This window comes from Pseudomonas sp. EA_65y_Pfl1_P113, from assembly GCF_963970525.1.
Classification (GTDB): Bacteria; Pseudomonadota; Gammaproteobacteria; order Pseudomonadales; family Pseudomonadaceae; genus Aquipseudomonas; species Aquipseudomonas tritici.
In genome coordinates this window covers 1-439 of the sequence record NZ_CAXAQM010000645.1, presented here as the reverse complement: position 1 = coordinate 439, position 439 = coordinate 1, and the positions used below count along the sequence as shown (strand labels likewise).

At 67.2% G+C, this 439-nt stretch carries 1 protein-coding gene; it reads left to right on the top strand.

What is annotated here, in order from left to right; translation table 11 throughout:
- Window positions 1-439 (top strand): alpha/beta hydrolase (locus AACY52_RS31530; RefSeq protein ID WP_339561583.1); only part of this gene is annotated, 439 nt, incomplete at both ends.

Sequence of the window (439 nt, the reverse complement as noted above, 5' to 3'; positions counted from 1 at the left end):
GTCGCCTATCCCTGGCGCGGCGGTGTCGGCCGCTACAACGAGATCATCGCAACGCCGGTGGTCGGGCCATTGCTCGCCTACACGATCACATTGCCGCTGGGCTGGTTCCTCGCCGAGCCGGGCGCGCGCAGCGTGTTCCTGCCGCAGACGATGCCGGACGGCTTCGTCAGGGACTCCGCCACGCCGCTGCTGCTGCGCCCGCGCGAATTCCTGGCCAACGCCTATGATCTGATGACTTTGAAGGCGGCGGTCGCCGCGCAGGCGCCGCGTTATGGCGAGATCAAGGTGCCGGTGAAGATCATCGCCGGCGAGCCCGACGCGACGGTGAAGACCGACATCCACGCGCGCCCGTTCGCTGCGACAGTGCCGAACACAAAGCTGATCGTGCTGCCCGATCTCGGCCACATGGTGCAGAACGCGGTGCCGGATCTCGTCAGGA